Annotated in this window: 19 protein-coding genes; 6 read left to right on the top strand and 13 right to left on the bottom strand. The window is 70.4% G+C overall.

Annotation, left to right across the window (positions count from 1 at the left end; all coding sequences use genetic code 11):
- Positions 1–26: 26 nt before the first annotated feature.
- From BA062_RS40960 to rplM, 5 genes are all read right to left on the bottom strand, one after another.
- On the bottom strand, positions 27–2,510 hold the full coding sequence (locus tag BA062_RS40960) for a WXG100 family type VII secretion target (protein WP_110334859.1): 2,484 nt from the start codon (positions 2,508–2,510) through the stop codon (positions 27–29).
- Entirely contained in the window at positions 2,507–2,788 is a 282-nt protein-coding gene (locus BA062_RS05265) for a hypothetical protein (protein WP_245959677.1), read from the bottom strand. Before BA062_RS05265 ends, BA062_RS40960 begins: the two co-directional genes overlap by 4 nt.
- 198 nt (positions 2,789–2,986) lie before the next feature.
- Positions 2,987–4,321 (bottom strand): phosphoglucosamine mutase, encoded by a 1,335-nt coding sequence (glmM, locus tag BA062_RS05260; protein WP_110334857.1) that lies wholly within the window; start codon positions 4,319–4,321, stop codon positions 2,987–2,989.
- A gap of 193 nt (positions 4,322–4,514) precedes the next feature.
- Positions 4,515–4,985, bottom strand: coding sequence for a 30S ribosomal protein S9 (rpsI, locus tag BA062_RS05255; RefSeq protein ID WP_110334856.1), 471 nt, complete (start codon positions 4,983–4,985; stop codon positions 4,515–4,517).
- Positions 4,986–4,999: 14 nt separating this feature from the next.
- Positions 5,000–5,452: a 50S ribosomal protein L13 gene (rplM, locus tag BA062_RS05250; protein WP_110334855.1), complete on the bottom strand. Its 453-nt coding sequence runs from the start codon at positions 5,450–5,452 to the stop codon at positions 5,000–5,002.
- Positions 5,453–5,634: 182 nt separating this feature from the next.
- Between rplM and BA062_RS05245 the strand changes: the two genes are divergently transcribed.
- Together BA062_RS05245 and BA062_RS05240 are read left to right on the top strand one after the other, a co-directional pair.
- Entirely contained in the window at positions 5,635–6,549 is a 915-nt protein-coding gene (locus BA062_RS05245) for a hypothetical protein (protein WP_110334854.1), read from the top strand.
- A 44-nt stretch (positions 6,550–6,593) separates the two neighbouring features.
- Positions 6,594–7,151 carry a DUF4333 domain-containing protein gene (locus BA062_RS05240; protein ID WP_110334853.1) on the top strand — a complete coding sequence of 186 codons (558 nt, stop codon included), beginning with the start codon at positions 6,594–6,596 and terminating at the stop codon, positions 7,149–7,151.
- A 63-nt stretch (positions 7,152–7,214) separates the two neighbouring features.
- Here the strand turns inward: BA062_RS05240 and BA062_RS05235 are convergent, their stop codons facing one another.
- The 4 genes from BA062_RS05235 to eccCa all read right to left on the bottom strand — a co-directional run bounded on the left by BA062_RS05235 (position 7,215) and on the right by eccCa (position 14,187).
- Positions 7,215–7,502 carry a WXG100 family type VII secretion target gene (locus BA062_RS05235; RefSeq protein WP_110334852.1) on the bottom strand — a complete coding sequence of 96 codons (288 nt, stop codon included), beginning with the start codon at positions 7,500–7,502 and terminating at the stop codon, positions 7,215–7,217.
- Positions 7,503–7,556: 54 nt separating this feature from the next.
- Positions 7,557–7,874: a WXG100 family type VII secretion target gene (locus BA062_RS05230; protein WP_110334851.1), complete on the bottom strand. Its 318-nt coding sequence runs from the start codon at positions 7,872–7,874 to the stop codon at positions 7,557–7,559.
- Positions 7,875–8,192: 318 nt separating this feature from the next.
- On the bottom strand, positions 8,193–10,076 hold the full coding sequence (locus tag BA062_RS05225) for a type VII secretion-associated protein (RefSeq protein ID WP_110334850.1): 1,884 nt from the start codon (positions 10,074–10,076) through the stop codon (positions 8,193–8,195).
- A gap of 97 nt (positions 10,077–10,173) precedes the next feature.
- The gene (eccCa, locus tag BA062_RS05220; protein WP_110334849.1) at positions 10,174–14,187 is read right to left on the bottom strand and encodes a type VII secretion protein EccCa; all 4,014 of its coding nucleotides are present in this window, start codon (positions 14,185–14,187) and stop codon (positions 10,174–10,176) included.
- Positions 14,188–14,461: 274 nt separating this feature from the next.
- Here eccCa and eccD point away from each other — a divergent pair, with 274 nt between their 5' ends.
- Both eccD and mycP read left to right on the top strand, forming a co-directional pair.
- Positions 14,462–15,856: a type VII secretion integral membrane protein EccD gene (gene eccD / locus BA062_RS05215; RefSeq protein ID WP_110334848.1), complete on the top strand. Its 1,395-nt coding sequence runs from the start codon at positions 14,462–14,464 to the stop codon at positions 15,854–15,856.
- A 20-nt stretch (positions 15,857–15,876) separates the two neighbouring features.
- A complete protein-coding gene (gene mycP, locus BA062_RS05210) occupies positions 15,877–17,472 on the top strand; it encodes a type VII secretion-associated serine protease mycosin (RefSeq protein ID WP_110334847.1) in 1,596 nt (531 codons plus the stop codon).
- 272 nt (positions 17,473–17,744) lie between these two features.
- Here mycP and eccB read toward each other — a convergent pair whose 3' ends face one another.
- Positions 17,745–19,343 (bottom strand): type VII secretion protein EccB, encoded by a 1,599-nt coding sequence (gene eccB, locus BA062_RS05205; RefSeq protein WP_110334846.1) that lies wholly within the window; start codon positions 19,341–19,343, stop codon positions 17,745–17,747.
- A 435-nt stretch (positions 19,344–19,778) separates the two neighbouring features.
- On the opposite strand from eccB, the gene eccE reads away from it, so the two are divergent.
- A complete protein-coding gene (gene eccE, locus BA062_RS05200) occupies positions 19,779–21,020 on the top strand; it encodes a type VII secretion protein EccE (RefSeq protein WP_110335039.1) in 1,242 nt (413 codons plus the stop codon).
- The gene (locus tag BA062_RS05195; protein WP_110334845.1) at positions 21,017–21,739 is read left to right on the top strand and encodes a hypothetical protein; all 723 of its coding nucleotides are present in this window, start codon (positions 21,017–21,019) and stop codon (positions 21,737–21,739) included. The genes eccE and BA062_RS05195 overlap by 4 nt, the downstream gene beginning before the upstream one ends.
- A 54-nt stretch (positions 21,740–21,793) precedes the next feature.
- On the opposite strand, the gene truA is transcribed toward BA062_RS05195, so the two are convergent.
- The 3 genes from truA to BA062_RS05180 form a co-directional block, all read right to left on the bottom strand.
- Entirely contained in the window at positions 21,794–22,696 is a 903-nt protein-coding gene (truA, locus tag BA062_RS05190) for a tRNA pseudouridine(38-40) synthase TruA (protein WP_110334844.1), read from the bottom strand.
- Positions 22,693–23,283: a 50S ribosomal protein L17 gene (gene rplQ / locus BA062_RS05185; protein ID WP_110334843.1), complete on the bottom strand. Its 591-nt coding sequence runs from the start codon at positions 23,281–23,283 to the stop codon at positions 22,693–22,695. Before rplQ ends, truA begins: the two co-directional genes overlap by 4 nt.
- 79 nt (positions 23,284–23,362) lie before the next feature.
- On the bottom strand, positions 23,363–24,427 hold the full coding sequence (locus BA062_RS05180; protein ID WP_110334842.1) for a DNA-directed RNA polymerase subunit alpha: 1,065 nt from the start codon (positions 24,425–24,427) through the stop codon (positions 23,363–23,365).
- Positions 24,428–24,530 lie beyond the last annotated feature (103 nt).

The following is a 24,530-nucleotide window of genomic DNA, read 5'->3' as shown; positions in this document are numbered from 1 at the left end:
CTCACCTCTGCCGTCGGCCATGCCGCTCACCGGTCGAACCGGATCGAGCGCTCGGCGTCGTCGTTCAGCGAACCACTGATCCGGCTGCCGCCGCCACCGCCGCTGCCCTCGAAGATGCCGCCGTCGATGCGGTACGGGTTCGAGCTGCGCTCCTGGTCGCCGCCCTGGCCACCACCGGCACCGCCCATCGCACCCATGCCGCCCATCATGCCCATGCCGCCCGCGCCGCCGGACATGCCGCTGCCCTGCGCCGCCGCGGCGGGCATCGGCTCGCCCATTCCGCCGGGTGCGACACCGAGGCCCGCACCGGCCGGTGCGGACTGCGTGGCGGCACCCGACTGGGCCCCGGCGCCGAGCGCGTCGCCCTCGCCGCCACCACCGACGGCCGCGGGAGCACCGGCGGCTCCGCCGAAGTCGCCTCCGCCGCCACCACCGCCGCTGCCCGCACCACCCGCGGACGGCTCGGTCTGCTGGCCACCGCCGGCACCGTCGCCACCGCCGGCCACGCCCTCGCCGCCGACGGCACCGCCGATGCTCGCACCGTCGCCACCGGCCACCCCGGCGGGTGCTCCCGCCGCGGCGCCCTCGGCGGGCGTGCCACCGCCACCGGCGAAGGAGCCGCCTTCGGAGCCGCCGGAGGTGAACGGGTTCTCGCCGGGCGCCGGCATCGTCCGGATGCCCTCGCGCGGCGTGCCGCCCTGGGCGCCCGCACCGCCGCCGCCCTCCTGCTTCGCCTCACCGAGCGTGTAGGTGGTGGGCGGAGGGTTGCCGTCGTCGACCGTGACCTTGGTGGGCCCGTCCGGGCCCTCCGGCTGCTCGGCCGTGATCTTGAGATTGCCGTCCTCGATGTGGATCTTGCCGTCGGGGCCGGGCCGGTACACCTGCTCGTCGCCCGCGCCCTCGGACCCCTGCGGGCCGAAGCCCTCCTGCTGTCCCTCGGCGCCCTCCTCGCCCGTGCCGAAGTCGAGCTTGTAGTCCTTGAGCTCGCCGGAGCCGTCGTCGACGGAGATCTCCATCTTCCCGTCTTCGTCGGGCTCGGTCATCTCGAACGTGTGGTCACCCTTCTCCACGGTCAGGGTGTCCTGGTCGCTGCCGGTGTCCTTGATGGCCTCGCCGGTCTCCGGGTCGATCGGATACGGCTCGCCCGTCTCCGGGTTGACCTCCAGGTCCTCGCCGGTGACCGGGTTCTTGCCGGGCGTCGTCGCCCCCGGGGTCTCCATCTCGGGGGGCGTGGGCGCGCTCGGGGCACCGCCACCGCCGCCCGTGCCGCCACCGCCGGTTCCACCGCCGCCGGAACCGCCGCCACCCGTGCCACCGCCGCCACCGGTGTCGCCCGGATTCGGCTGCGGCTGCGGCTGGGGCTGCGGCTCCGCGGACTCCTCGGGGAACTCGTTCTTGTACTCCTTGAGATAGGAGTTCATCTCCTCGAAGGCCGTGTCCACGGCCTCCTTGGTGTCATCGCACAGCTGCGTGAAGCGCTGGTGCAGGTTGTCGTAGAGGTCCGGGTTCCACGAGTCCCTGACCCACTGCTTGCACTGCTCGATGACGTAGGTCTTGTTGCCCTCGTTGAGGTCGCAGTCGTCGGACCGGATGCGGGACTCGATGTCGCTGCCGGTCTCCGCGTCGACCCACGCCGCCACCGGCAGGATCTCGTCCTGCGAGGAGAAGTCGCCGTTGGCGAGCTTCATGACGTCCCTGGCCGTCTGCTCCGTGGCCGCGCCGACCGTGGACTGGTACATGGCGATGACCTCGTCGGCCTTGTGCTTGACCGCCTCGTACACCGTCTGCACCGTGGCCTCGATGACGTCGGCGCCACCGCTCAGGTACTCCAGCAGTTCCTGCGTGTTCGGCGCGATGTCCTCGCTGTACTTCTGGTACGAGGCGTTGGCGCCGTCACCGGTCCAGTCCTTGTAGAGCGAGTTGAGGCTCGACTCCGTGGTGCTGTGCAGATCGGACAGCACGGTGTGCGCGTCACGCAGGCGCTTGGCCTCGTCGAGCAGCTTCTGGAAGTCGATGCCCTTCTGCTCGTCGAACCGCTTGACGATGTCCTCGTCGTAGTTCAGCGGCGAGTCGATGTGCTTCTGGTCGCCGGGGGCCTCGGCGTCGATCGGGACGAAGGTCTCGAACACCTTGAGCCCGTCGCGGGCCAGGTCCAGCAGCTCGTCCGCCTTCGCGATGGCCGACGAGCCGGAGCCCGGCGCCTGCGCGTTGTCCAGCTCGCCTTGGTTCTCCTCGAGCCGGTCCCGTACCTGGCGGTCCTGGTAGCCGTTCTCCTCCGACTCCTGCTCGGCCTGCTCGTAGGCCGCGTCGTCGAGGTAGTCGACCAGGCCACCGCCGCTGCCGAACGTGTACCTGGGGACGTTGTACTGCTCGAAGTAGGGTGCCGCGTCCTCGTTGAAGCCGCCGCCGTCGCGGGAGTACGCGCCCAGCACCGCCTGCTTGGTGTCCGCGGAGACGTAAGGATCGTCCAGGATCGCCTTCGTCTCTTCCCAGCTGCGCTGCTCGCTCACATCCCGCTCCCGGACTGGTTGGCGGCCGCGGCCTGCTCGGACTCGGCCGTGGCGTACTGCTTGCCCGCACTGCCGATGCCCTGGGCGAGCGATATCAGCGCACCGCACATGGCGTCGGAACCCGTGCCGAGCGCTTCGATCGCCGCGGTGAAGTCGGCGCCGTACTGGGTGTGGGCGGTGCCGAAGTCGGCCTCCGTGACCTTCGCGGGTTTGACGTCCTTGACGGCGTCCTTGGCTTCCTCGGCGGCATCGTTGATCGTCTGCGCCTGGCTCGCCATGGAGCCTGTGTCTGCGGTATAGCCACTCGGTGCGTTGACCCCGGTCACGACCGCTCCCCCTCCCGGTTGACTGTGCGATCGCCTTTACGACGCACAGGGTTCCGCCCCGGTGCCGTCGCTAATGCACAGAATGTACCGAGGCGCAGGTCAGCACGCACCGAGATCGGAAATTTGCAAGCCGAAACGCCGAACCCCTGCTCAGGAGACCGAGGCGACGACACCGGCCAGGCGATCGGCCGCGGCCTGCGCGGTGTCCTCGGCGGGCGCCTCGACCATCACCCGCACGAGCTGCTCGGTGCCCGAAGGGCGCAGCAGCACGCGGCCCTCGTCGCCCAGCTCCGCGCTCACCGCGTCCACGGCCTCCCGCACCGCGGGCGACGAGGCCACGGCGGCCTTGTCGGCCACGCGCACGTTGACGAGCACCTGCGGCAGCCTGCGCATCACCCCGGCCAGCTCGGCCAGCGGTTTGCCGGTGCCCGCCATCCTGCTCATCAGCCGCATCGCCGTGAGCAGCCCGTCACCCGTCGTGGCGTGACCGGGCAGCACCACGTGTCCCGACTGCTCGCCGCCGAGCGAGAAACCGCCCGCCCGCAGCTCCTCCAGCACGTAGCGGTCGCCGACGGCGGTGGTCCGCAGCACGATCTCGTGCTCCCGCATCGCCAGGTGCAGGCCGAGGTTGCTCATCACCGTGGCGACCAGCGTCGTCTCGGCCAGCTCGCCCGCCTGCGCCATCGCGAGAGCGAGAACGGCCATGATCTGGTCGCCGTCCACGAGGTTGCCCCCGGCGTCGACGGCGAGGCAGCGATCGGCGTCGCCGTCGTGGGCGATGCCCAGGTCGGCGCCGTGCTCGACCACGGCGGCGCACAGGTCGTCGGGATGGGTGGAACCGCAGCCTTCGTTGATGTTGACGCCGTCCGGCTCCGCGTACAGCGCGATCACCTCGGCGCCGGCCTTGCGGTACGCCTCCGGCGCGGCCTGCGAGGCGGCGCCGTTCGCGCAGTCGACCACCACGCGCAGGCCCGCGAGCGAGTGCGGCGTGGCCGCGAGCAGGTGGGCGATGTAGCGGTCGAGGGCGTCGTCGACGTCGGAGACCCTGCCGATCTGCGCACCGGTCGGCCGGGTGCCGTGGGCGTCTAGCCCGGCCTCGATCTCGTCCTCGATGCCGTCGGGCAGCTTGTGCCCGCCCTCGCCGAAGAGCTTGATGCCGTTGTCGGGCATCGGGTTGTGCGAGGCGGAGATCATCACGCCGAGGTCCGCGGAGAGGTCGCCCACCAGGAACGCGACCGCGGGCGTCGGCAGCACGCCGACCCGCAGCACGTCCGCGCCCGCCGACGCGAGCCCGGCGACCACGGCCGCCTCCAGCATCTCGCCGCTGGCCCTCGGATCCCTGCCGACGATGGCGACCGGCCGGTGCGAGCGGTCGTGTGCGGCGAGCACGCGGGCGGCGCTGGCCGCGACCGACATCGCGAGCTCGGGCGTGAGTTCGGCGTTGGCGAGGCCGCGCACCCCGTCGGTGCCGAAAAGGCGAGCCATGTCCTCGACCTCCGTGTGAGGGTCCTGCAGTGAGGGTCCGCCACGAAAGCGGCCCGATCAAACCTAGCGACCGCGGGGAAGCGGCCCCAGGCGGGTACGCACGCGGCGTGTTCCACCGCCGGGCGGACCCCGAAACGCGCGGGAGCGCCCATCCAGGTATCGGATGGGCGCTCCCGTGCGTTGCTGTGGCGCGTCAGCGCTTGCTGTACTGCGGAGCCTTGCGGGCCTTCTTGAGGCCGTACTTCTTCCGCTCCGTGGAACGCGCGTCCCGGGTCAGGAAGCCGGCCTTCTTCAGAGCCGGGCGGTCGTCGGCGTCGATCTCGGCGAGCGCACGCGCGATGGCGAGACGCAGCGCACCGGCCTGGCCGGAGATGCCGCCGCCGTCGAGGTTGGCGAACACGTCGAACGACTCGGGCTTCTCCACCGTCACCAGCGGCTCACGGATGAGCTGCTGGTGCACCTTGTTGGGGAAGTACGTCTCGAGCGACTTGCCGTTGAGCTTGAACTGGCCGGAACCGGGCACGAGCCGCACCCGGACGACGGCCTCCTTGCGGCGGCCGACCGTCTGCGCGGTGCCACCGGCGGCGCGGGACGGCCTCGGCGCGGCCGGCGTCTCGCTGGTCACAGCCGCGTCGGTGGCGGCCTCGGTCTCGGTGCTGGTCACTACCTGTTCCTCACTCACTGGGTAACCTGAGCGATCTTGGAGATCTCGCGCGGCTGCGGCTGCTGCGCGGCGTGCGGGTGCTCGGGCCCTGCGTAGACCTTCAGCTTCTTCGCCTGGGCGCGACCGAGCTTGTTCTTCGGCAGCATGCCCTTGACAACCTTCTCGACCAGCCGCTCGGGGCGGGTGTCGAGCAGCTCACCGAAGGAGCGCTTGCGCAGACCGCCGGGGTAGCCACTGTGCCGGTAGGCGAACTTCTGCTCGCGCTTGTTACCGGTGAGGGCCACCTTGTCGGCGTTGACGATGATGACGAAGTCACCGGTGTCCACGTGCGGGGCATAGGTCGGCTTGTGCTTGCCGCGCAGCAGCGTGGCGACCTCGGTCGCGAGCCGGCCGAGCACGACATCCTCGGCGTCGATCACGTGCCAGGCACGGGTGACATCGCCGGGCTTGGGGCTGTACGTGGGCAAGGGTCTACCTCGTCGTCAACATTGCTTGTGGGTTCAGTGCGGGCTGAGCGCAGACGCTCGTGCGCACAACAGCTTATGAAGATACCCGGTCGCCTAGAAGAGGGTGAAGGCGGGGTACGAGAGCACCCCACATACTAATGTCTCCAGCGGTGCGCCGCGACGAGACATTCCGGGGGTAGGCAATGACACAGTGCCTGAGGCCGTCGAAACGGCGACGGCTGAGGACACTCGCGGCGCTCGGCGCGGTGCTGGCGCTGACCACGTCCTGCGTGGGCGGTGGCCGGTCCGGCACCCCCATCCCAGACGGCGACGCCGCCGCGGAGTACGTCAGCGCCAAGTTCGCGGCCACGCTGGAGCGCCTCGACGACGACCTCGCGGGCAACGAGCCGAGGCAGAGCACCCACCGCTCGTACACGCGGATCGGCGACAAGAAGGCCGACGCCACGATCACCGCGATCCAGGTGGGCAGCCCGCCGTCGCGGTTCTACAAGAACCACTCCAACCGGGACTCCGCCGACTACCGCGACTACTACCGCCCCGCGGGCAGCGACGTCGAGTACGCGATCCTCGGCCCCGTCTACGAGAGCCTCGCCCCCACCGCGTGGGTCTCCCTGCCGTACGAGGACGTCGGCTACGACATCTGCTTCTGGGGCGGCTACGCCGTCGTGTGCCGCATGCTCAGCACCGTGCAGTCGTCGCTGGAGAACGGTCACGCGGCGAAGCAGGCGAAGAGCCTGCAGGACGGCAGCGTCGAGCTGACGGCCGAGGTGACCCTGCGCGACATCCTCGAGGAGCGGGTGGTGATCCTGCCCGACTGGGCGCTGCAGCAGATCAGCGAGGAAGCGCGCGACGGGGTCGTCGAGACACGGATCGCGCTCGACCCACAGGGTGGGCTCAAGGAGATCGAGATGAACGGGCTCATCACCGCGGGCGGGACCGAGATCGAGATCAAGGAGCACTACCAGGTGCTCGAGCCGCCGACCGAGGAGTCGCTGCCCAAGATCCCGCCGCCCGACCAGATCACGGCGCTCAAGACCGACGCCGAGGTCGACGACTTCTACGACCGGATGGGCCAGATCACCAGCGCGGGCGGCTGACCGCCGAGGTGGTCCGCAGTCGACGAGCGCACGAGGGGAACCCGATGACACAGCAGCCCGGCCAGCCGCAGGGCTGGTGGCAGCCGCAGACGCCGGGCCACGGCTACCCGGCTCCCGGTCAGTACCCGGGCACGCCGCAACAGCCGCACCAGCAACCACAGCAGCACCAGCCGCAGCAGTTGCATCAACCGCATCAGCAGCAGGCACCGGGCGGCTTCGGCGGCAACTTCCAATCCCAGTACGGCGGGCTCGGCGCCTTCGGCGACACCACCACGCAGCCCAAGCCGAAGCGGTCGAAGAAACCGCTCGTGATCGGGCTCGTGGCCGTGGTGGTGCTCGCGGGCGGCGGGGTCGCGGCATGGCTGCTCGGCGTGTTCCGCGGTGACGTGCTCGACCAGCAGTCGCTGCAGGAGGGTGTGGCGACCACGCTGCGGGACAGCTACGGCGAGCACGACGTCTCCGGCGTGCAGTGCCCGGCGAACCAGCAGATCGAGACCGGCCACACCTTCGAGTGCTCGGCCGAGGTGGCCGGACAGAAGAGGTCCGTCACGATCCGCGTGCTCAACGACAAGCCCGAGTACGAGGTCGGCGCTCCCAAGTAGACAGACGCACAAAGAGACCGGGCCCGGCCGATTCGGCCGGGCCCGGTCTCGTCGCGCTCGGGATCAGAACATCCCCTGGATGCCCTTGTCCGTCGACTGGTAGCCGTCGGCGATCTGCGGCAGCGCGGTGGCGATCTGGGCCAGCACCTGCTTCATCTCGTCGAGCGAGGTGTTCCACTCGTTCTGCACGTTCTGCCACGCCTCCATGGCCTCACCGGACCAGCTGTCGACCAGCGGGGCGAGGCGGGCCTTGAGGTCCTCGAAGAGGGCGTCGAGCTCGCCACCGGTCTTGGTGCAGTCGTCGGCGGCCTGGTGGATGGTCGCGTAATCAACAACGATGCCGTTCGGCATTTTTGCCTCCGTTGAGTAGTGGGTCTGGAAGTTCGAGTGGGCGCGCTACGCGGCTCAGAGGCCGCCGAGCGTGTTGCCGATGCTGCTGATGGCGGAGTTCTGCTCCTCTTCCGCCTGCTGGTACTTGACACCGGACTGCTGGAGCAGCTCACCGATGTTGCCGAGCGCCTCGTTCAGCTTCCGGGTCTTCTCGTCGAAGGCCGCCATCACGTTGTTGAAGGCCTTCGCGGCCTCGCCCTGCCAGCCGGCCTGCGTGGCCTCGATGTTGTTGCGGAGCGTGTTCAGGTTCTGGTCCATCGACGCCTTGATCTGGTCGACGTCCTGGTACGCCTGCTGGAACTGCTCCGGTGTCCCGGTGAAACCGCCTGCCATCGGAGGTGACCCCCTTCGTTCGTGGTTCGCCTGTACTCGGTTGTTCGTACTGGCTCTACGACGGAGACATTGCCATGTTCGGTTCCCCGTTGTCGCGGCATGTCCCCAAGTAGTTGCTAGCGTGAACGCTCCACTTCGGAACCGGAGTGGAACCACGAGGTGAACACCTGCTCCGACCTGCGAGAACGCGTTCGGAAATACCCTGTCCCGCAACGGTTTCGGCATGCGACGAGAGCCGGGGACCCACGCCTATCGCATTCGCTTGCGCGAATTCGAGACACGGTTAATCACCCGCCCGAGCTAATGGGGAACGCGGCCTCAGTTGGTGATCTCGAGGGTGCGCACGATCTGCTCGCACGCCACGCGCACGCGCTCGGGATCGCCCGCCTCCTGGCAGCCGATGCTGACCTGCGCGGTGCCCTGTGCCAGCACGTACCAGTTGACCTTCGCCGCGGGCTTGGTCTCCACGTAGTGAATGGTGTCGCGGCCCGCGAACTGGTGGTGGTCCTGGAAACCGCTGTAGCGGTCGGACTCGCTGCTCGCCGCGTCCCGAAGCACGCCGGCCAGCCGGTCGCGTTCGGCCCCGCCGTCGTAGGACAGCACGAACTCCTGCACCACCACGAGATCGTCGCGCTGTTGCGCGTCGCTCGGTTTCACGATCACCTGCCGGTCGGCGACGTTGTCGCCGGTCTGCGTCCAGCCCGGCGGCGCGACGAACGTGTAGGAGTACTGCGCGAACGTGCGCCCCTCGGGCTCGTCCTCGCCGCTGAGGGCGGTCAGCAGCACCGCGACCGTGGCGGCCACCAGCACGAGCGCACCACCGATCAGCCACGGCAGCCGGTTGCGGCCGCGGGCCTGCGCCTGCGCGGGCTGCGGTGTGAGCGCGGGTTGTCCCCTCGGCGGGGACGGCCGTCCGGCCGGGTTCGCCACGGGTGGGCGCGGCATCCGGGGCGCACCGGCGACGGGCCGGGATGGCCGCCCACCGAAGCCGGGCGTGGCCACGACCTTGGTGCGCTGCTCGTGCTCGGGAACCGGCGCGCCCTGCCGGGGAGCCGCCGAACCGGGCAGTGCGCCGGTGCGGTCGGGGATCACCTGCACGGCGCGCAGCGCGCCGCGCGCCACGACCGTTTCCGGCTGGTCCAGGGTGGTCGGAACCACTCCGGTGCGCTCGTGAACGAGCCGCGACACCATCGGGATCCGGCTCGACCCGCCCACGAGGAAGATCGCGGCGAGCTGCTTCGGCCGCAGCCCCGCCGCCTCGATCGTGCCGCTGGTCAGCTCCACGGCCCTGCCGAGCGGCGCGGCGACGAGCCGTTCGAGGTCCTCGCGCGTCACGTGCGCGTCGGCGAACGGCGGCGGCATCGGCACATCGGTGTAGGCGTGCCGGGACAGCGTCTCCTTCGCTCCCCGGATGTCCTGGCGCAGCACGCGACGGCGGCGCCGGTCGACGAGCTCGCGGCCCTGCACGAGCTGTTCCCACGCCTTCGGGTCCGCGCCCGACACCAGCGAGCCGACGTGTTCGAGCAGCGACTGGTCGATGTCGGCACCGCCGAAGCTCGGGTCGCCGCGCGTGGCGAGCACCTCGAAGCCGCCGCGCCTGCTGCCCTGCGGCGCCCTGCGCACGACGCTCGCGTCGATCGTGCCGCCACCGAGGTCCAGCACTGCCAGCGCGTCGCCGGGTTTGCCGCTGAACTCCACGGTGCGTTCCTGGTTCGCGGCGGCCGGCGTGAAGGTGGCCGCGTGGAACACCGCCGCCGCGACCGGTTCCGGAACCAGCGCCACCTCGCGCGCGAGCTGACCGGCCGCCTGCCGCAGCAGCCGCGTGCGCACGGCACCCCAGTCGGCGGGATGGGTCAGCACCAGCAGGTTCACCTCGGCGCCGCCCGCGAGCCTCCGTGCCTCGCCGACCGCGCGCGCGAGCACCGCGTGGACCACGTCGGTGACGCGCAGCACCGAGTCGCCGAGCAGCAGCTCTCCCTCGTCGATGCGGCGCTTGGGGTGGGGCTCGAAGCGGGAGGGATCGACCGCGGCCTGCCGTTCGGCCTCCTGCCCGACGAACAGCGTGCCGTCCTGCGCGGCGTAGACGGCCGAGGACATGAGCGGCTGGCCGTCCACCACCACGACCTGCGGCTCCCGGCCGTTCACCGAGGCGACGACACAGGTGCTCGATGTCCCGAAGTCCACCGCCACCCGTAAGGTCACCAGCCGCTCCCGCCGATCGCCGACACTACGGGCGCCACTCTGTCAGACCGGAGAGAGCGGCGCCCGCGCAGTGTCGCCCGTGTCAACCCCCGGAGCATCACTCCGGCTGGATCCACGACACGTGCATGAGCTGCTTGCCGACCTTGCGGCTGACGAACACACCACGGCCCGGCGGCATCTGGCTCGGCTTGACGTTGCCGAGCAGCTGGCCCTCGTCCTTGGACCCGTTCATCACGATGCCCGGCATCGCGAGCTCCTTGAGCTTGCCCAGGATCGGGTCCATACCGGTGCGCGCCGCGCCACCCGTGCGCCGGGCGACGACCATGTGCAGGCCGACGTCCTTCGCCTGCGCCAGGTACTCCGACAGCGGCCGCAGCGGGTTGTTGGTCGAGGTGGCCACGAGGTCGTAGTCGTCGACGATGACGAACAGCTCGGGGCCCGTCCACCAGGAGCGGTCCTTCAGCTGCTGCGGGGTGACGTCCGGTCCGGGCAGGCGCTTGGCCATCGAACCGGCGACCTCCTTGACCATGCCCTCGAGCTGGTTGCCGGAGACGGCGTAGCCGAGCAGCTGGTCGCCCTCGACGAAACCGAGCATGGTGCGCCGGTAGTCGACGAGGATGATGACCGCTTCCTTCTTGGTGTAGCGATCGGTGATGCCGCGCACGATCTGACGCAGCAGGTTCGTCTTGCCCGACTCGCCGTCCGCGTAGGCCAGGAAGTGCGGGTCGGCGTTGAAGTCCAGGTAGACCGGAGCCAGCTCGTCCTCGTTGACACCGATCGGGATGAGCTTCGAGTCGCGGTGCTTGTCCTGCAGCAGCAGCTCGTCGTAGCCGATCATCTCGGGCAGCAGGCGGACCTGCGGCGCGAGCCTGCCCGTCCACGCCGACCTGATCTTGGCGACGGCGTCGTTCACACCGGCACCCATGTCCTGATCGTCGCTGGAGCCGTCGATGCGCGGCAGGCCACCGAGGAAGTGCAGCTTGTCCCTCGTCAGGCCACGGCCTGGCCGTCCCGCCGGAACGTTCACCGCGACGCGCCGGTCGATGTCGGACTCGCTCGGGTCACCGAGCCGCAGCTCGAACCGGGTGCCCAGCATGTCCTTGATGGCGGGCCGGATGTCCGCCCAGCGGTTGGACGAGATGACCACGTGGATGCCGTAGGTGAGGCCCTGCACGGCGAGCTTGGTGATCTGCGGCTCCAGCTCGTCGAAGTCGTCGCGCAGCGCGCGCCAGCCGTCGACGATCAGGAACGCGTCACCGAACGGGTCCTGCTCGGCCGTGATCTCGCCGCGCCGCTTGCGGTTGCGGAAGTCGTTCATCGAGTCGACGCCCAGCGCGCCGAACCGCGCCTCGCGCTCGTTCACCAGCGTGGTCAGCTCGGCGACGATCCGGCGGGCCTTGTCCGGCTCCCTGCGCGCGACCGCGACACCACCGACGTGGGGCAGGCCGGAGAGCCCGGCCAGGGTGCCACCACCGAGGTCGATGCAGTAGAACTGCGCCTCCTCCGGCGTGTGCGTCAGCGCCATCGACATGATCAGCGTCCGCAGCATCGTCGACTTGCCCGACTGCGGACCACCGACGATCACACCGTGTCCGGCGCCACCGGAGAAGTCCGCCCACAGCGGGTCACGCCGCTGCTCGTACGGACGGTCCACAATGCCCAGTGGCACCTGGAGCCTGCCGTTGCCGAAGAACCCGACCGGGGAGAGCCCCCTGTCGTCGGTGGGGTTCAGGTTCGGCAGGAGCGTGTCGAGCGAGTTGGGCTCCTTGAGCGGCGGCAGCCACACCTCGTGTGCGGGCGGGCCCTGACCCACCAGCCGCGAGATGATCACGTCGAGCTCGCTGGGCTCGACGGCCTCCTCCGACTCCGGCTGCCTCGGCTGCTCGACGACCTCGGGAACCGGTTCCGGCTCCTTCGGCAGCTCCACGAAGTCGGGCACGAACAGCTGCGGCCGCTTGTCGGCGCGCACCACCTTCGCGCCCGGCGCGGCGGCCTTGATCCCGGCAGGCCGGTACGGACCGGACACATAGGACGCCTTGAAGCGCACGAGCGTGGACGTGTCGTACTTGAGGTAGCCACCACCGGGCACGGACGGCAGCTCGAACGCGTCGGGCACACCGATCGCGGCACGGGACTCCGCCGCGGAGAAGGTCTTCAGACCGATCCGGTACGACAGGTGGGAGTCCAGACCACGCAGCTTGCCCTCCTCCAGCCGCTGGGAGGCGAGCAGCATGTGCATCTGCAGCGAACGGCCGAGGCGGCCGATCGCGACGAACAGGTCGATGAAGTCCGGCTTCGCCGACAGCAGCTCGGAGAACTCGTCAACGACGATGAACAGCGCGGGCAGCGGGTCGAGATCGGCGCCGTTCTCGCGCGCCTTCTCGTACTCCCACACGTTCTTGAAGTTGCCGCCGTTCTTCAGCGCCTCCTGGCGCCGGTTCATCTCACCGGCGAGCGCGTCCTTCATGCGGTCGACCAGCGTGACCTCGTCGGCGAGGTTGGTGATGACCGCGGAGACGTGCGGCGCCTTGTCCAGACCGAGGAACGTCGCACCACCCTTGAAGTCGACGAGCACGAAGTTGAGCGTCGTCGAGGAGTGGGTGGCGAGCATGCCGAGCACGAGGGTGCGCAGGAACTCCGACTTACCGGAACCGGTCGCACCGATGCACAGGCCGTGCGGGCCCATGCCCTCCATCGCGGCTTCCTTGATGTCCAGCTCGACGGGCTGGCCGTACTCGCCGACACCGAACGGCACGCGGTAGCGGTCGCGCACGGGCCTCGGCCGCCACGCCTGCTGCACGTCGAACGTCATCGGGTCGCCGGGGATGCCGAGCAGTTCGAGCAGCGACGGGTTGGACAGCAGCGGCTGTTCCTCACCCTCGTCGGCGGCGGCCGAGCCCATCCGGTACGGCGACAGCTTGCGGGACAGCGCCTCAGCCTCGACCAGGCTCAACGTGTCGGGACGGCCGAACCACTCGACACCGCCCGCGCTGCGCGCACCGAGGCGCTCCTCCTCCACCACCAGCCGCAGACCGCGGCGGGCGGCGAGGTTGCCGATCGAGTCGGACAGGTCGATGAGCGTGACGCCGACCAGGCCCTCCTCGAGCAGGATCTGCTCCTCACCCGTCACGTCGGCGTCATCGATGATGATCACGACGTGCGGCTGGTCGGGCGGCGGAGTCGCGTTGCGGGAGAACCGCTGCCGCTCCCGCAGCTCCTCGTCGAGCCACTGCTCGATCTGGGCGAGCGAGCCCGCCATCATGCGCATCTGGCCGATGCCGTCGGACAGGCTGGGGTGCTGCACGTGGGGCAGCCACTTCGCCCACTCCCACTCTTCCTTCGCCCTGCCCGCGGTCGCCACGCCGATCAGCACGTCGTCGGGGCTGTGGAACGTGACCAGCTGGGCGAGCATCGCGCGGGTGAGACCTCGCGTGAGCTGCTTGTCGCCCTGCATGCCGACGGCGGCGAAGCCGCGCAGGGTGATCTGGGTGGGCAGGTCGGGCACGATCGAGTGCGCGCGCACGAACCGGCGCAGCGCCAGCGTCGCGATCGGCTCCAGCTCGTCGACGGGCCCGGTCTGCGGCGGCACCAGCCTCGTCGCCAGGCGGTGCGAGCTGCGGCCGACGCGCAGGTGCAGGAAGTCCTGGTCGCTCTGCCTGCGCTCCCACATGCGACGGCTCGACGCCATCGACCACAGGCTCTGCGGGTCCGGGTGCACCCATTCGAGCGATGCACGCTGATCGATCATCGCCTCGCGGGCGCGGTCACGCATCTGGCCGAGATACCGCAGGTAGTCCTTGCGATCCTCGTTCATCTCGGCCTTCTTCTGCTGACCGCCGCGGCCGCCACCGGCGAACATGCCGACCATCGACATCATCATCATCAGCGGCATCATCAGAAAGAACGGGCTGCGCGCCGCCGCACCGCCCGCCGTGAACATGAAGGCGACCATGCCGAGCATGGCGACGACCATCACCACCGGCAGGATCTTCATGATGATGTTGCCGGGGATGGTCCTGGGGACCTCGGGCGGCGGCTCCAGATGGACCTCGCCGCCCGGCGGGCGGGGAGCAGCAAGCCGTGGCGACCGCTTGAACTGCAGCGTGCTCACCGAACAGACCCCTCTTCAACTCGGCGACGTCAGGCCCGTGAGGTGCCAGGCCGAGCCCACACGGTAGCGAACAGCACGCTGCTCGCTGGTGCAGACCGCCTGACCCGGCGCATTCGCCCGAAGTGACCCCACGCTTGACCCAGGTGCGCTAATACTAGGGCGGCACGACGACACCGTGGGGCCGGTTTGCCTGACGTTACGGCCCTCCGGCGGGTATTTTCCGCGGCGCGGTATAAGTACCGTGCAGCGATATCTCCAGGTAGGGGGCAAAGACGTGGCAACGGGCACGACCGTATTCAGCCGGGTCACGGTGGTGGCACCGCGGACCCGCATCGACGTGGCGCTGCCCGCCGATGTGGCGGTGGCCGACCTCCTGCCCATGCTGCTGGAGATGGCCAAGGAGGTCACCCCGGACGGCGGAGCCCGGCACGGCGGCTGGGCACTGGCCAAGCTCGGCGACGCCCCGCTCGACCCGAGCCGCACGCTCGCCTCGCTCGGCATCGTCGACGGTGAGCTCCTGCAGCTGCGCAAGCGCAACGAGAACCCGCCGCCGCCCCTCTACGACGACGTCGTCGACGCCATCGCCGAGGCGGAACCCGACAGCTTCCGGCCGTGGACCAAGGAGACCGCGCAGCGCATCGGTCACATCGCGGGCGGCATCGCGCTCGTACTGGCCGCGCTGGCGCTGTTCTTCGCGGGCCCGCTCTACGGCGGCAACGGCATCGCCGTCGCCATCACCGCAGGCGTCGCCGCCATCGCGTGCGTCGCGGTCGGCGCCACGCTGGCGAAGGCGTACCAGGCCGAGTCAACGGGCGTGCTGATCGCCGCGGCAGGCGGCCTGCCGCTCGCGTTCGTCAGCGGCTTCTACATCGTCCCCGACGTGTCGGTGCGCGCGAACCTGTTGCTGGCCAGCGCGCTGGTCGTCGTGGTCGCCGCGGTCTGCATCCTCATCATGGGCGCGGGCATCACCACCTTCATCGCCGCCGCCACCGCCGGTGTGTTCGGGCTGATCGCGTTCCTCGTCGGCACGCTGATCGCCCACCCAGCGCCGGGCATCGCGGCAGGTACCGCCGCCGTCGCGCTGGCAGGCATCTCGATGCTGCCCAGGGCGACGATCTGGCTCGCGAAGCTCCCGCTGCCGCACGTGCCCGGCACCGCGGAAGAGCTCAAAGAGGACAGCGGCTACCCGGACTACTCGTCGATCGAGCGCCGCACGAGCGTCGCCCACAACTACATGACCGGCCTGCTGATCGGCTGCGGCGCCGTCACCGCGATCTCGGCGATGATCACGGCCTCCTCCCCCGAGATCTGGGGCGTCATCACGGCCGTGGTGGCCACGCTCGTGCTGCTGCTGCGGGCTCGCGCCTACGCCAACGGCAGCCAGGCGGTCGCGCTGCTCACCACCGGGCTGTTCTCCGCGGGCGGCATCCTCCTCGCCTGGATGTGGTCGGAGGACGCGACGGGCCGCCTGCTGTGGGTCTTCGGCGCGCTGTTCCTGCTCGCCGCGGCGGCACTCGTGCTCGGCGTCGTGTTCCCGAACCAGCGCTTCTCGCCGCCGATGCGGCGCACGGTGGAGATCATCGAGGCGATCTGCATCGCCTCGGTGCTGCCGCTCGCGCTGGCCGTCATGGGCCTCTACTCGACGCTGCGCCACCTCGACATCGGATGAGACGGCCGGACCGGTCCGTCATGAGCTCTAGGGGGTCACGCGTGCGTTCGGCCGGGCTGGTGAGGCGGACGTCGGCGCTGCTGCTCACCGCGACGATCGGTGCGGTGGGACCGGGACTGGTGCCGCTGCCCGCGTCGGCACAGGAGACGCAGGACACCACGGGCTACGCGACGCCGCCCAACGTGGACCCGAGCCGGCTGCCCGCCGACACCGCGTCGCCCGATGAGAACTACAAGCAGGAGGTCGGCTGCGTCGAGCGCGACCTCGACAACAACACGCAGCTGCAGGCCGCACCGTGGGGCCAGCAGTACCTGCGCGTCGAGGAAGTCCACCAGCTGATGCGCAACACCGTCGGCTCGGCGGGCCGGTACGCAGGCGGCGAGCCCGTGCAGGTCGCGGTGATCGACACCGGTGTCACGGCCCACCCCTACTTCCAGGGCCGGGTGCAGCCGGGCGCCGACTACGTGGCCAACAAGGGCCAGCCCGGGATGGAGGACTGCGACGGGCACGGCACCGAGGTCGCGGGCATCATCGGCGCGAACACGCCGCCCCACATCGGCTTCAAGGGCATGGCACCGGACGTGGAGATCATCTCCATCCGGCAGTCGAGCCAGAACTACGCGCCCGACGACAGCCCCGAGCCGCCCCCGGCACAGCCCCCGGCGCAGGGGGATCAGCCCGGCGGCGAGGAACAGCAGCCCGGCGGCGAGGGCCAGGACGGCGGCGGCACCGGAGCCGGACAGCCGTCGACGGGGCCCTCGCAGGACGGCGGCGGCCGCACCCAGGAGGACGAGGGAGCGGCGGGCACGCTCCACACGCTCGCGCAGGCGGTGGTGAACGCCACCGACAGGGGCGTCGACGTCATCAACATCTCGATCAACAACTGCAGGCCCGCCGACGGCAGCATCACCACCGGTGAGCAGGAGCTGCAGGCCGCCGTGAACTACGCGGCGAACAACGACATCGTGGTGGTCTCGGCCGCGGGCAACCTCAGCGACAGGTGCACGCAGAACACGGGCGACCCGAACCGGCCGAACACGATCGTGACGCCGCCGTGGTTCAGCGAGGACGTGCTGTCGGTGGCGGCGATCGACGAGACCGGCGGCGTCGCCGACTTCAGCATCCACGGGCCGTGGGTCAGCGTCGCGGCTCCCGGCACGAAGATCACCTCGCTCGACCCGGCGGAGGGCTCCGACCGGCTGGCGAACCTGACCATCGAGAACGGCGAGACCCAGGAAATCCAGGGCACGAGCTTCGCGGCACCGTACGTGACCGGCCTCGCCGCGCTCGTCAGGGCGAAATACCCGCACCTCTCGGCTCGCGAAGTGATCAACCGCATCACCAGCACGGCGCAGCACCCCGCCGCGCCCGGCGGCAGGGACAACTTCGTCGGCTACGGCGTGATCGACCCGATGGCCGCGCTGACGGCGATCGTTCCCGAGGAGGAGGGCATCCAGCCCGCGTCGCCGGTGGCGCTGCCGTCGGACATGCCGCCGCCGAACGACCGCGACCAGACGCCGATGATCGTCGCACTCGCGGGTTCCGGCGGTGCGCTCATGGCGCTGCTGATCACGCTGTTCGTGGTGCACACCATCCGCCGCAACCGCACCACGTAACCCTCTCGCCCACCAGCCCCTCCCCTCCGCAGTGAAGGCCACCATGCCTGCGTTCAACGCAGTGAATGTGGCCTTCACTGCAGTCGGACGTCTCCCACCACCACCCAAACGGAGACGCTACGCGCCGCTGTGTCTCATTCCACGCAGTGAAGGTGGCCCTCACTGCGGTCGGGGCACAGGGGTTACGAGGCTGGAGATGGTCCACAACGCACTGCGGCCCGGCCCCCTGCTGAGGGGACCGGGCCGGTGTCGTCTGTGCCTGTGCGACAGGCTCAGTTGCCGCCCGCGGCCGCCGCGGTGTCGTCGGGGAAGGAGCCCTCGTTCGGATCGAACTGCACCCCGTCGAACGTCCGCTTCGCGTCCTGGGTGTTCAGCGAGGCACCGGTCGGCAGCAGCTTGATGATCGCCTCGGGAGCGGGCTGCAGGTCCTGCAGCGACAGCCCCAGCCCCGTCGCCGTGCCGGCGTCCGGGATGGAGTACCGCACACCGCGGTCGGAGATCAGCTGGATGCTGCCCTTGTCGAAGGTCTCCCTCGTGGTCGCCGAACGCACCGCCGCCGCGAAGCCCGGTCGCATGTAGAAATGCTCGATCTTCCAGCCGTCCGGGCTCGGCTCCCCGATCCCGACGAGCTGCGCGTCCCTCGGCCCCGGCAGCTGCGGGTTGACGTAGACGGCGGTCTTGGCGTCGCGCTCGGCGCCCTCGCCCTGCACGCTCCACCCGAGACAGCTCACCGGCCGCGTGTCGGCGGTGAGCACGGTCGGGACGATCTCCGGGTACTGGCTGACGTCCACCGCGCCCGGCTGGCCCTGGCGGAGGATCGTGACGTTGTTCAGGTGGTCCGGCGCGATGATCGGGAACTCGTCCGTCGACGCCTCGGTGAAGCGGATCATCTGCGCCAGCGACTGCGGGATGCGCTGGACGCCGTTGTCGAGCACGACGTAGTAGGCCGTGTCCCCGGCGCCCTCCACCTGAAACACCGAGCCGACGGTGAGCTCGTTGAGGTTGTAGCTCGGCGACTCGCCCAGGTTCGCGAGGTCGGGCACGCTCAGCTCACCCACCGCGGGGATGGCGTTGAGCAGCCCCATCGAGATCTTGCGCACCTGCGTTTCCTGGAGGTCCAGCGCCGTCGTGACCGCGGTGTCGCTCATGTCCACCTGTGCGCGCACGGCGTTGCCCTGCCCCGCCTGCCGGTAGATCAGGTAGGTCTGGCCGTCGTCGGCGGTGACGAGCAGCGCCTCGTTGGCCGCGAGCTGCCTGCCGAGGTTGTCGACCCCGGCGAACACGGTGGTCTCCCGCGTCGACGCCGCCTGGCGCTCCGACTCCGGGAGCGCCGTGTCGACCTTGACCTCGTCACACACCGCCCAGTGCGGCGCGATCATCTGGTCCTTGGACGGAATGAGGTCCGGACCGTCCGGAATGCCCTGGAGCCGCCCGCGCGGGATGTCCTTGAGCTGGTCGTCCGGCACGACCGTGGTCGGCGGGACCTGGGCCTGCTGCGCCGCCTGCTGCCCGCCCTGCCCGCCTTCGGCGTTCTGCTGCTGTTGCCCCATGAGGATCAGCCGGGCCGAGGCCAGGTTGAACGTGGGGATCAGCTTCTTCGGGTTGCCCGCGACGACGTAGATCGAGCCGGACTGCTCCCCGATGACGATTCCCGAGTCGGGCGCCTTGGGGGCGGGCTTGAAGAATCCGAAGATGACGAAGCCGAGCATCGCGATCGCGCTCAGCACCACGCCGACGATCGTCGCGCGGGAGTGCGTTCGCATCGGGTCGTGCAACATCACCGCGTCCTTGCGCACCAGCGCGGACTGCATGCGTCGCAGCACGAACTGATACGCCTGGACTTGTGACTTGGTTGTCGGTGTTGACGGCATTCTCGACCTACAGCTCTCCCAGTCGCGGTACGGTTCCGCAGGATAGCCGTGCGGGGACCGTCTGGTGTTGGTTTCTACCAACTCCGGCTAGTGTTCGGCTCCTCGGGACCGGCTGTCAGCTCAAGTGCACCAAAACGAGGGGAAGAGAACGCGCGGATGTCCGTCACCACTCCTCCACGTCCGCCGGGCCCGCCGCCTGGCTCCCCGCCGCCTTCCGGGCGGCCGCCGGGGCCACCCCAGCGTCCGAGAGGACCTGGCGGTTCGGGCGGTGGCCCGGGAGGGCCGAGGAACCCTCGTGGGCCGGGTGGGCCGGGAGGCCCCGGAGGTCCAGGGGGTCCGGGAGGGCCTGGGGGACCAGGCGGTCCAGGGGGCCCGCCGGGACCTCCGCCCGGTCAGGGACCCAGGCCGGGGGGCGCCACTCAGGCACCGCCGCGCATCGCACCGCCCGCGCGCAGGCGGACGTTCGGCGCGAGCCTCGGCCCGCTGCCCGTCGTCAACGTCGTCGTGCTGGAGATCGGTCTCGCGATCGGCCTGATCCTGCTCGCGATCAACGACGGCCTGCTCTACGTCTCGATCGGCATCGTCGCGGTCGCGCTCGTGCTGGCGTTCCTGCGCTGGGGCGGTCAGTGGTTCACCCAATGGGCTGGACTTACCGCCCGCTACACGTTCCGCGCCCACGACCGCGTCGCCACTCCCCTCGCACCGACCACCATCGAGTCGATCGCGGACGAGGACGACAGCGGCGGCGTCATCGGCCCCGATGACGCCAGGGTCAACCTGCTGCGTCTCGCGCTGCCCGATCTGGTCGTGGCGCAGGGCAAGGACCACGAGCACCAGGAGGTCGGCCTCGCCTGGCACGACGGCACCTGGACCGCCGTGCTGCTGGTGGAGCCCACTCCGGCCCTGATCACGCAGGCCGGCGGCGCGCCGAGCCTGCCGCTGTCGGCACTAGCTCCGTGCCTCGAGGACCGCGGCGTGGTGCTCGACTCCATCCAGATGACCTGGCACTGCTACCCGGGCAGCGCGGCGCTGCCCGCCGACTCGCCCGCGCTCAGCTCCTATCTGGAGGTGCTCGGCCCGCTCACCGCAGCGGCGCGGCGGACAACGTGGGTGTCGATCCGCCTCGATCCGAAGCGCTGCCCCTCGGCGGTGCGCGAGCGCGGCGGAGGCGTCGTCGGTGCGCACCGGGCGCTCATGGGCGCACTCTCGCGGGTTCGCAACGCGCTGGAGTCGCGCGGCGTGCCGACCCGCCCGCTCGACCCGGACGAGCTGCTGCGCGCCGGCATCTCCGCCGCCGAGCTGACCGGTGTCGCGGGCTCGGGCAGCAAGGTGGCGCTGCACGAGCGCTGGACCGGCGTCACGGCGGCGGGCATCGGGCACGCCAGCTACGCGATCACCGGCTGGCCGAAGGGCAAGATCACCAACAGCCTGAACGCGCTCACGAGCGTGCGCGCGCTGTCCGCCACCGTGGCGATGTCGATCTCCCCTTCGCAGGAGGAGGGCAAGATCGGCCTGCGCGGTGTGGTGCGGGTCAGCGCCCGCAACCCGCGTGAGCTCGACGCGGCGGACCAGCGGCTGAACAGCACGTCCGAGCGCCTCGGCGTCTCGCTCACCCCGCTGCGGGGCAAGCAGGCCGCCGGATTCACCTCGACGTTGCCGATGGGAGGCGCGGCATGAGCTCGCGTGTGCACGACGCGAATCAGGATCTCGGCGTCGCTCCGGAGTTCATCGTGGACCCCGAGCTGCTGGACGCGATCAGCCCTTCCGGCGACCGCGGCGGCATCGTGCTGGGTTCCGGCCTGCAGGGCGAGCCGCTGACGATCTCGGCGCTGCGCTCCACGCCGACGAGGATCGTGCTCGTCGGTGGCCTGTACCTCGCGCGGCAGGTGGCGCTGCGGGCGATGGCGGTCGGCGCGTGGGTCGTGGTGGCGACCGGCCGTCCGACGGCATGGCACGTGCTGTCGCAGGCCGCGGGCACCCAGCCGAACGGGCAGCCCTCGCCGCTGGTCCAGATCCGGCGCCTGTCCCCTGTGGAGCTGCCGAGGCCGTCGGAGGACGCGCCGCTGCTCGTCGTCCACGACGGCGGCCCGACCCCGCAGGACCTCTTCCCGCCGCGCTCGCCGTGGCAGACGACGGTCTACGTGCTGCCCTACCTGCACCCGCAGGCGGGCGCGATGGCCAACGCGGCGGACCTGGTGCTCATGCAGCGCCTGCCCGCGGGACAGGCCGAACTGGCCGCGCGCATCTGGCGCCTGCCGCCGCAGATGATGCGGCAGCTGACGACGCTGAAGGACGACCAAGTGGTGGCGCTGGGCCGTAACCTCTGGCGCCCGCTGCGGCTCGTCACCACGGCCAAGGAGAAGCAGATCCTGGGCCCGGTCCGCCGAGGCGACTGACCCACGACCACGAAGGCTCCCACATCGCGATGTGGGAGCCTTCGTCGTGTGCGGCTACTCCGCGGTCCGGACGTTGCGGGTCTGCTCGGCCCGGGCGGCCAGCTCGGCGTCCGGCGGGTAGTCGATGCGCACCAGGGTGAGGCCGTGGGCGGGCGCGACCGCGCTCTCCCGCTCCTGGCTCTCCAGTACCGCTCCCGGCCACGCGACGTCGCGGCGCCCGTCACCCACCAGCAACAACGCGCCGACGAGGCTGCGCACCATCGAGTGGCAGAACGCGTCCGCCGACACGTCCACGTGCACGTCGTGTTCGGCGACCCTGCGCCAGGCGAGCCGCTGCAGCTCCCTGATCGTCGTGGCGCCCTCGCGCTGCTTGCAGTAGGCCGCGAAGTCGTGCAGGCCCAGCAGGGCCCCGGAAGCGGCGTTCATCGCGTCCACATCGAGCGGACGGCCCCAGGCGAGGGTGTCGTGACGGCGCAACGGATCGACGCCGTACGGCGCGTCGGAGACCTGGTAGCGGTAGTGCCGTCGCGTCGCGGAGAACCGGGCGTCGAACCCCTCGGGGGCGACGCGCACGCCGAGGACGCGCACGTCGGCGGGCAGGATGCGGTTCCAGCGGTGCCGCATGCGGTCGAGGTCCGGGAGACCGCGCTCGTCGACGGTCAGGCGCCGCGACGTCGCCTCGCCCGAGAACGGCACCACGTCCGCGTGGACGACCTGACCGGTCGCGTGGACCCCCGCGTCGGTCCGGCCCGCGACAACCACGGAGCGGGCCAATGCGGCGCCGGGAGGCTGCTTCGTGAGAGCGTCCTCCAGCACGCCCTGCACGGTGCGCCGCTCCGGCTGACGTGCCCAGCCCGAGAAGTCGGTGCCGTCGTAGGAGACGTCGAGGCGCAGACGAACGAGCCCGCCCTCCCCAGCGGGAGTGGCGGGCTCGTTCGTGACGTTCTGTGCCGTCAGGACTCGTCCTTCTTGTCGGCCTTGTCGGCCGGCTCGTCGGTCTTGTCCTCGGCACCCTCGGCGGGGTCGGCCGTCGCCTCGTCGGTCGCGGAGGCGGGAGCCTCGGCGTCCTGGTCGTCGGCCTTCGCCTCAGCAGCCTCGGCCTCGGGGGCCTCGGTGGTCTCCTCGGCGGGCTTCTCGTCCTTGGCGAACTTGGTCTTGCGCGCCGCCTCGGCCTCAGCCGCGACCGTCTTCTCCGCCACCAGTTCGATGACCGCCATCGGGGCGTTGTCGCCCTTGCGCGGCAGCGTCTTGGTGATGCGGACGTAACCGCCGTTGCGGTCCACGAAGAACGGTCCGATCTCGGCGATCAGCTTGTGCACGACGTCCTTGTCGCGGATGATCCGCATGATCTGACGCCGGTTGTGCAGGTCACCGCGCTTGGCCTTGGTGATCAGCTTCTCGGCGAGCGGCCGGACGCGCTTGGCCTTGGCCTCGGTGGTGGTGATCTTGCCGTGCTCGAACAGCGACGTGGCCAGGTTCGCCAGCATCAGCCGTTCGTGCGACGGCGAGCCACCGAGACGGGGTCCCTTGGTGGGGGTGGGCATCGGTTCTCCTCGTTAACTTCTCAGCGGCAAGACCAGGCGGTCCACAGTGGATGGTCCACTGCGGACCGCCCTACCGGTCCTACAGCTGCTCCGTCTCTGCGTAGTCCTGGCCATCGTCGTGGCCACTGTCGGAAAGGCCGTCGGCGACATCGCCACCCCAGCCCTCGCCGTCGTAGCTGGACGCGGCGGCCGTCGGGTCGAACCCGGGCGGGCTGTCCTTCAGCGTGAGGCCGAGGCCGACGAGCTTCATCTTGACCTCGTCGATCGACTTCGCGCCGAAGTTGCGGATGTCGAGCAGGTCGGCCTCGCTGCGCGAGACCAGTTCGCCGACGGTGTGGATTCCCTCGCGCTTGAGGCAGTTGTAGGACCGCACCGTGAGGTCCAGGTCCTCGATCGGCATCGCGTAGGCGGCGATGGTGTCCGCCTCCTGCGGCGACGGGCCGATCTCGATGCCCTCCGCGTCGACGTTGAGCTCCCTGGCCAGACCGAAGAGCTCCACGAGCGTCTTACCGGCCGACGCGACGGCGTCCCTCGGCGTGATCGACGGCTTGGTCTCCACGTCCAGGATCAGCTTGTCGAAGTCGGTCCGCTGCTCGACACGGGTGGCCTCGACCTTGTAGGTCACCTTCAGCACCGGCGAGTAGATCGAGTCGACCGGGATCCGGCCGATCTCGGCGCCGGCCTGCTTGTTCTGCAGCGCGGGCACGTAGCCGCGGCCCCGCTCGACGACGAGCTCGATCTCGAGCTTGCCCTTGCCGTTCAGGGAGGCGATGTGCAGGTCCGGGTTGTGCACGGTGACACCGGCCGGGGGCACGATGTCGGCCGCGGTGACCTCACCGGGGCCCTGCTTGCGCAGGTACATGGTGACCGGCTCGTCCTCCTCGGAGGACACCACGAGCTCCTTGAGGTTCAGGATGATCTCGGTGACGTCTTCCTTCACCCCGGGAACGGTGGTGAACTCGTGCAGGACGCCGTCGATGCGGATGCTCGTGACCGCGGCACCCGGAATCGACGACAGCAGCGTGCGCCGCAGCGAGTTGCCGAGCGTGTAGCCGAAGCCCGGCTCGAGCGGCTCGATGGTGAACCGGGAGCGGGTCTCGTTGACCGTCTCTTCGCCGAGAGTCGGCCGCTGGGAAATCAGCACTTTCCTTCTTCCTTTCCTGCCGGCGCCCGCCATATGACGCCGAAAGGTGTGGCGTAGGCGGCGGCGCACTCCACGGCGCCGCCGCCGGATCCGCCCCCGGCCG

Source organism: Prauserella flavalba (assembly GCF_003202235.1).
Lineage (GTDB): Bacteria > Actinomycetota > Actinomycetes > Mycobacteriales > Pseudonocardiaceae > Prauserella_A > Prauserella_A flavalba.
This window is presented reverse-complemented; position numbering and strand designations above follow the sequence as displayed.

Coding starts and splice junctions, on each gene's coding strand:
- eccB (WP_110334846.1), bottom strand. CDS start 19,343: ATGCCGTCAACACCGACAACCAAGTCACAAGTCCAGGCGTATCAGTTC.
- mycP (WP_110334847.1), top strand. CDS start 15,877: ATGAGCTCTAGGGGGTCACGCGTGCGTTCGGCCGGGCTGGTGAGGCGG.
- BA062_RS05195 (WP_110334845.1), top strand. CDS start 21,017: ATGAGCTCGCGTGTGCACGACGCGAATCAGGATCTCGGCGTCGCTCCG.
- glmM (WP_110334857.1), bottom strand. CDS start 4,321: ATGGCTCGCCTTTTCGGCACCGACGGGGTGCGCGGCCTCGCCAACGCC.
- BA062_RS05230 (WP_110334851.1), bottom strand. CDS start 7,874: ATGGCAGGCGGTTTCACCGGGACACCGGAGCAGTTCCAGCAGGCGTAC.
- rplQ (WP_110334843.1), bottom strand. CDS start 23,283: ATGCCCACCCCCACCAAGGGACCCCGTCTCGGTGGCTCGCCGTCGCAC.
- BA062_RS05235 (WP_110334852.1), bottom strand. CDS start 7,502: ATGCCGAACGGCATCGTTGTTGATTACGCGACCATCCACCAGGCCGCC.
- BA062_RS05265 (WP_245959677.1), bottom strand. CDS start 2,788: ATGGCGAGCCAGGCGCAGACGATCAACGATGCCGCCGAGGAAGCCAAG.
- BA062_RS05240 (WP_110334853.1), top strand. CDS start 6,594: ATGACACAGCAGCCCGGCCAGCCGCAGGGCTGGTGGCAGCCGCAGACG.
- BA062_RS05245 (WP_110334854.1), top strand. CDS start 5,635: ATGACACAGTGCCTGAGGCCGTCGAAACGGCGACGGCTGAGGACACTC.